6 protein-coding genes are annotated in these 6,297 nt (G+C 41.0%); 1 reads left to right on the top strand and 5 read right to left on the bottom strand.

The features are described from left to right. Window positions 1-363, top strand: a 363-nt coding sequence (locus HOD97_00305) for a hypothetical protein (protein MBT4280056.1), incomplete at its 5' end; no start/stop codon positions are given. Between the two features lie 230 nt (window positions 364-593). Here the strand turns inward: HOD97_00305 and mutL are convergent. The 5 genes from mutL to HOD97_00280 form a co-directional block, all read right to left on the bottom strand. Beyond that, entirely contained in the window at window positions 594-2,321 is a 1,728-nt protein-coding gene (gene mutL, locus HOD97_00300; GenBank protein MBT4280055.1) for a DNA mismatch repair endonuclease MutL, read from the bottom strand. 7 nt (window positions 2,322-2,328) lie between these two features. Continuing rightward, window positions 2,329-4,029, bottom strand: coding sequence for a glutamate formimidoyltransferase (ftcD, locus tag HOD97_00295; GenBank protein ID MBT4280054.1), 1,701 nt, complete (start codon window positions 4,027-4,029; stop codon window positions 2,329-2,331). Window positions 4,030-4,165: 136 nt separating this feature from the next. Next, window positions 4,166-4,816 (bottom strand): site-2 protease family protein, encoded by a 651-nt coding sequence (locus tag HOD97_00290; protein MBT4280053.1) that lies wholly within the window; start codon window positions 4,814-4,816, stop codon window positions 4,166-4,168. Then, window positions 4,817-5,680, bottom strand: coding sequence for a site-specific tyrosine recombinase XerD (gene xerD / locus HOD97_00285; GenBank protein MBT4280052.1), 864 nt, complete (start codon window positions 5,678-5,680; stop codon window positions 4,817-4,819). Window positions 5,681-5,717: 37 nt separating this feature from the next. After that, complete coding sequence (locus tag HOD97_00280; GenBank protein MBT4280051.1) at window positions 5,718-6,296, bottom strand: SIS domain-containing protein; 579 nt, start codon at window positions 6,294-6,296, stop codon at window positions 5,718-5,720. Window position 6,297 lies beyond the last annotated feature (1 nt).

Below are 6,297 nucleotides of genomic sequence, written 5' to 3'. Positions count from 1 at the left end.
CATTTTGAATGGACTATAAGGAGAGCAATAATAGCATTGGGATATTCATCTAATAAGGAAATACGGATAAAACTATTTTGTTGTCACGGTTTAGATAACTATAAACAACTATGGAAGGATGAAGTGGTTAATCACCAAAATTTTCCTTTATTGTCTAAAATTATAAACAATTGGTCAAATTTTAAAACTGCATTTGAAGAAAGACATCGCTTGGTTCACGGTGTAAGTTCCTGTTCGGAAATATTTGCAACACCAAAAGTAGAATTAATTCTTTTGGGCGCAAATGATGTTAGAGAATTTTGTGAAGGCAATGGTATTGACCTGTATGAAAGAATACCAGTTCGTAAAGTAAATAGTGTATGACTAAAGAACGGGTAAATATAACCCCCAGTCAACCTGACACAAAAACTTGGCAGCGTGGTTTTGGAAATTAGAAAGATTTGATAATCATTATGTTCATCGGTCAACAAAAGTTCAGCCAAGTTTGTGCAGGTTACTTTTTCCGTTAGATAATATTTGGGTTACGGTGCTTAATCATTCACCAAGCCCATTACTAACGATACGAGCCATTCCAGCGTAATCTTTATTAGACTTTAGCTTCGTTCAAACCGCTGATCGAGTTCATCCAGAGAGAGTTGAATGATCACCGGGCGGCCATGCGGGCAATAGTAAGGATGTTCAGTTCCAAACAAACGATTCACAAGTGAAGACATTTCCTCATGGGTCAGTTGGTCGCCGGCTTTTACAGCGGCATGACAAGCAAAAGATGCAGCTAGTGCTTCCTGAAATGATGCATGTTTTTTTTGATATTCCTGATAATTATCAATCATTTCTTTGATGACAAGTCGTTCTGTTCCCCACGCCATTTCGGATGGAATAGCCTCAACCATAACCGATGTTTCACCAAATTCTTTCATCCGAAATCCCATTTTTTCTAAATAGGGCAAAATTTCTAAAAGAACAGAAAAATCATCCGGACTAAATTCTTCCACTTCCGGAAAAAGTAACGTTTGAGCAGCAAGTGCATCACCGTCAAAGGAAGCAAGCGCTTCTTCAAACAATACCCGCTCGTGTGCTACATGTTGATCAATAATTACCAACCCGCTTTGAATCTGCGACACGATATATTTTTTATGCACCTGCCACATTGATTCAAAATCAAACGATTCTTCCTGCGCCTCACCACCTGCCAGGTTCGAAGCATAGGATTTAGCGCGATCAAGTTGAGGTAATTCTATCGGGCTTCCAAACCCCATCGATGCCTGATTTTCATGTTCAGAAGCGGTTGGGTTTGCGAAAAATGAAATTCCGGGTTCTTGCGCAGAAAAATCCGGTATCGTGGATAAAATTGGTTCGAGTGCCTGTTCAGCGGCAGAGCGCACCACATGATACAGTCGCCATTCATCTTTAAAACGAACTTCGGTTTTCATTGGATGAACATTCACATCAACTTGGTCGAACGGCAGCGATAAATTGATAACAAAAAAGGGATATTCTCCTCGGTTTATGAGAGATCGAAAAGCATTGTACACTGCAGAATTCATCATCCTATTGTGGATAAACCGCCTATTCAAAAACAAAAACTGTTCACCCGGTTTTTTTCGTACAAGAGTCAAATTCCCAACGAACCCGGTCACTAGATAATCACCTTTCGCAAGGCTAACCGATAAAATATTATTTTTGTATAACGGATCTGTTACGGCTGAGATGCGATCTTCCAGCGATTCTGATTTGAGATCCAAAACGTTTCGATTTTCCGAAATAAGTTTAAATCCGTTTTCGGGATACATGAGAGAAAATCGTCGCACCATATCTACAATCTTTCGGAATTCGGTACGCGGTTTTTTCAGGAATTTTTTACGGGCAGGCGTATTGTAAAACAGGTTGCGAACCGTCACTTGGGTTCCCCTAACACCAGCAGCCGGTTCAATCGCGCCTGCTTGCCCGTTTTTTACTTTGATGGTATGCCCCTCTTCATTCGTACAAGATGCTAATTCTATTTCAGCCACGGCAGCAATACTTGCAAGTCCCTCTCCCCGGAATCCCAGAGTCTGGATATTAAATAAATCGTCTGCTTCTTCAATTTTGCTCGTAGTATATCGCTGGACTGCAAGCGTCAATTCCTCCGATGGAATTCCCGAACCATCGTCCGTTACCTGAATGAGTTTTTCTCCACCTTGTTCAACCACAATCGTAATAGTTTTCGCATTAGCATCAAGACTATTTTCTACCAATTCCTTTACAACAGATGCCGGACGTTCCACCACCTCGCCGGCGGCAATTTTATTTTGAAGATCTTCAGAAAGTGGCTTTATTTGCATAGGTCGATTAGGATGATTGAATAGTATTCATAGTCTTTGAATAAATTTCATCTTGCAGTGAATCTGCTTTGCGTATAAGTGTTTCAGATTTTTCGATCGCTTCCTTCACGAATTCCTGATCACCAATACCGGAAAGATTGATCCGTACATTCATAATTCCACCTCGAACTGCACCGTGTGCCATTTCGGCTGCTACTCCGGCATCGCTTACCGAATTCGGGTTTCCTTTTTCCACAAGTACAGCGGTCATTTCTAGAATTTTTAATGCTGATTCAGCCGTTTCCATCGGGATATTGACGCCGTTTTTTGCGGCTTTTTCCATTGCTGATTTTTTATCAGATTTTTCTGTTTCTGTTTTGCTTGGCAGTCGCCCGGCATCCATCATTTGATTAAAGGCTGACGTATCTTCATCCACAAGTGCAATGAACCGATCTTTTAAATGTTGCGCTTCAAGCCCAATGGATTCCATTTCATCTTTAGTCAGTTCGAATCCTTTTTTCTCATGGGTAAGCGCTGAGACCATTGCAGCGAGTCCCGCGGCCAAACTTCCTGCCAAAGCAGCGACACTACCACCACCCGGCGCAGGGCTATTGGTTGATAATTCCTCCACAAATTCGTTCATCGTTGAATTCATGAGATTTGCCTCCTCATTTTGAATAGCATATTCAATTATTTTTTCTTCCGGATCAAAGTGTGCAACATCGTGCAACCCCAACGACTGGATAGCCGTTTCAATAATTTCTGATTCAGGAACACCCGGTGTATGCCCCTGTTTTTTTAAATAATGGATCCCCGCTTCTTTTACCGCAGCCATCGGAATAAGCCCAACAAGTTCACTCCCCGTTACTCTAAGTCCCCTTTCATTTGCTAACGTACATGCAGCGTCAAATACTTCGTGCACAGGAGATTGTTTATAATTGGTAAAATTAATGGATATTTGAGCTCGGTGATACGATTCAATAATCCACCCGACAGCTTTTACATTCTTAAACATCCCGGGGATTTTTACAGGTTTCCCGTTATCTTTTCGAACGATTTCTCCATCCAATAAATTTTTTGAGAGAGGATTTGGAAACCGTTTGCTTCGTCCTTTTTCACGAAGTTCAAATGCAATATCCGTAGCAAGTCTCTTATCCTTAGTATTTAAATTGATATTGTATGCAATCAGGAATTCCCGCGCACCGACTGCTGTTGCCCCAGTTTTTGGGTTAAAGTCTGCAGGACCATAATCCGGTTTCCATTCAGGATTTTTTAACTTTTTTTCTAATCCTTCGTATTCCCCCTGACGGACGGTTGCTAAATTTCCTCGTTCCACTTTTTGGGCTGATTTCTCGTATAAATAAATTGGAATACCCAACTCGTTTCCAACACGAGCGCCAACGTGTTTGGAAACTTCAATACATTCATCCATGGTGACCTCAGAAATAGGAATAAATGGGCATACATCTGTAGCGCCCATACGTGCATGTGCACCGGTGTGAGACCTCATATCCAACACGTTTGCTGCCGATTGAATTCCAATAAATGCAGCTTCGGCGACAGCTTCCGGTTCCCCGACAATCGTAACAACGGTACGATTTGTATCTTCACCCGGATCCACATCTAAAACTGTAATACCCGCTACGTTTATAATTGCATCGGTAATAATTTTGATTTTATTAAGGTCACGCCCTTCGCTAAAATTGGGTACACATTCAATCAGTTTCATTTTTACCTGCCTAAACTGACGCCGTTCAGATACATGATTAAAAATAGAACAGCAAGTAAAACGATCACAGTCCATAATAGAGATCGGGACGTCTGATGCCGTTTTGGAATAATTCTCCTAAACAAATGTCCGGTCATTATAATAATCCCGCAGTAAATAAACTTGATAAAAGTCCAATTATCGGTCCCATAATCACCCAAATGACGCTGAAGCCCGTCATCCAACCAAATGCTATCAATCCAATTAAAACCATCGGTCCATAATGTTCCATTTTGTGCACAATGTGACGATGTTCAATTGGAATAAAACCTTCTAATATTCGTGATCCATCTAAAGGTGGAATTGGAAGGAAATTGAAAACGCCTAAGGATATATTGATGAATAGACCAACTTGTAGAACCTTCATGACAACTGTTGGTACTTCTGTTCCATTTGCCATCATTCTAAATAAAACTGAAAAACCAATACCGCAGATTAGTGCAAGTAAAAAATTGGAAGCAGGTCCGGCAAGTGCAACCCACGTGGCATCGCGTCTGGGATTGTTCAACTTTCCCACATCAACCGGGACAGGCTTTGCCCAACCAAATCCCATGAAATACAACGCCAAAGTTCCGAACATATCCAAATGGGCAATTGGATTGAGAGTTAAGCGTCCATATTGTTGCGCAGTCGGATCACCAAGCCGAAATGCTACCCAACCATGTGAAAATTCGTGAAATGAAAGTGAAAATAAAATCACAGGGATTAGAATAATTTGAACAGACGGATCTAGAGAAGCAATGCCCATTTACCACCTCGGATGGAATTTTTTATGAACTTCAGCTAAATATTGTCGGTCCAAATGCGTGTATAATTCGGTTGTGGTAATGCTCTCATGTCCAAGCATTTCCTGAATGGCGCGAAGATCTGCACCGCCTTCCAATAAATGCGTCGCAAACGAATGGCGGAATGTGTGGGGACTTATATTCTTTGTAATTCCCGCCTGGGCCGTCCATTTTTTTAGTATTTGCCAAACAGCGGCACGGGTAAGTGGGCGACCATTTAGGCTTAAAAATATTTTTCCTTTATCCAACTTTTTTTCACCCAATTTTTTTCTCAGGTTTTTTAGGTATTCTTCAAGCATATCTACGGCATTTCTTCCAATCGGAACCAAACGTTCCTTGTTTCCTTTTCCCTTTATACGAAGAACCCCGTAGTTATTCTGAATATCTACCAATTCAAGTTCGCATAATTCCGACACCCGTAACCCTGTAGAATAAAGCATTTCTAACATTGATTTATCACGGAGATACGACGACGAATCTTCCGTCACTGCATTGATGATGGATTCAATTTCATTTGCAGTTAAAACATCAGGAAGTTTTTTGGTCATTCGGGGGGGATCTAATAATTGTGCAGGATTATGCTTGGTTAGTTCGGACTCGACAAGAAAAGAATGGTACGAGCGGATAGCAGAAAAATTTCGGTGAAGCGTTGATGGAGCAAGTTTCAAATCGGAAAGAACTCTTATAAATGCTCTAATTTCATCATCCTTTACTCGCAAAATGGAAGTAACATTTTGTTCCTCTTCAAGAAACTTTAAATACCGACCAATATCTCTTTTGTATGCTTCCACTGTTTTGATTGCCAGGTTTTTTTCGACCTGGATCATGGTGATATAATCCTGGATATGTGTTTCCACGAATCGTTTATTGTATGAACTCCATCTCAACGAGTTCGCACATGATGTGTCCCGCGAGAATATGTCCCTCTTGAATACGCTGACAATCATCACTTGGAATTGAAATAACAACGTCTCCCATTGGTTTTAAGAATCCGCCGGAATTCCCTGTAAACACGATTACTTTCATACCGATGGTTTGTGCTTTTTTAACGGCTTCAATCACGTTTACAGAATTCCCACTGGTTGAAATGGCAACCAACACATCTCCAGCCATACCTAAAGCACCAACTTGCTGGGAAAATACTGAGTCAAATCCGACATCATTTGCCCATGCTGTAATAAAGGAAGAATCAACTGTAAGAGAAATGGATGGAGATCCTTTCCACGTGTGATCTCTAAGACCGCCAATAAGTTCTGTAGATAAATGCTGTGCTTGTCCGGCGCTACCACCATTTCCAACCCACAACACTTTATGTCCGTCTTTCAAGGCTGAAATTAAAAGAGTGGCGCTCATTTCTATAGAATCCGCACAAAGAGAAACCATTTCTTGTTTAACCTGAGCACTTGCTTCTAATTGCCGAATTATTTCTTCACGTTTGTTCATT

The sequence above is a fragment of the Candidatus Neomarinimicrobiota bacterium genome, assembly GCA_018651745.1.
Classification (GTDB): Bacteria; Fidelibacterota; Marinisomatia; order Marinisomatales; family TCS55; genus JAAZYX01.
This window is presented reverse-complemented; position numbering and strand designations above follow the sequence as displayed.

Excerpts from the sequence above, each read along its gene's own strand:
- HOD97_00280 (MBT4280051.1), bottom strand. The coding sequence starts at position 6,296 with ATGAACAAACGTGAAGAAATAATTCGGCAATTAGAAGCAAGTGCTCAG.
- mutL (MBT4280055.1), bottom strand. The coding sequence starts at position 2,321 with ATGCAAATAAAGCCACTTTCTGAAGATCTTCAAAATAAAATTGCCGCC.
- xerD (MBT4280052.1), bottom strand. The coding sequence starts at position 5,680 with ATGATCCAGGTCGAAAAAAACCTGGCAATCAAAACAGTGGAAGCATAC.
- ftcD (MBT4280054.1), bottom strand. The coding sequence starts at position 4,029 with ATGAAACTGATTGAATGTGTACCCAATTTTAGCGAAGGGCGTGACCTT.
- HOD97_00290 (MBT4280053.1), bottom strand. The coding sequence starts at position 4,816 with ATGGGCATTGCTTCTCTAGATCCGTCTGTTCAAATTATTCTAATCCCT.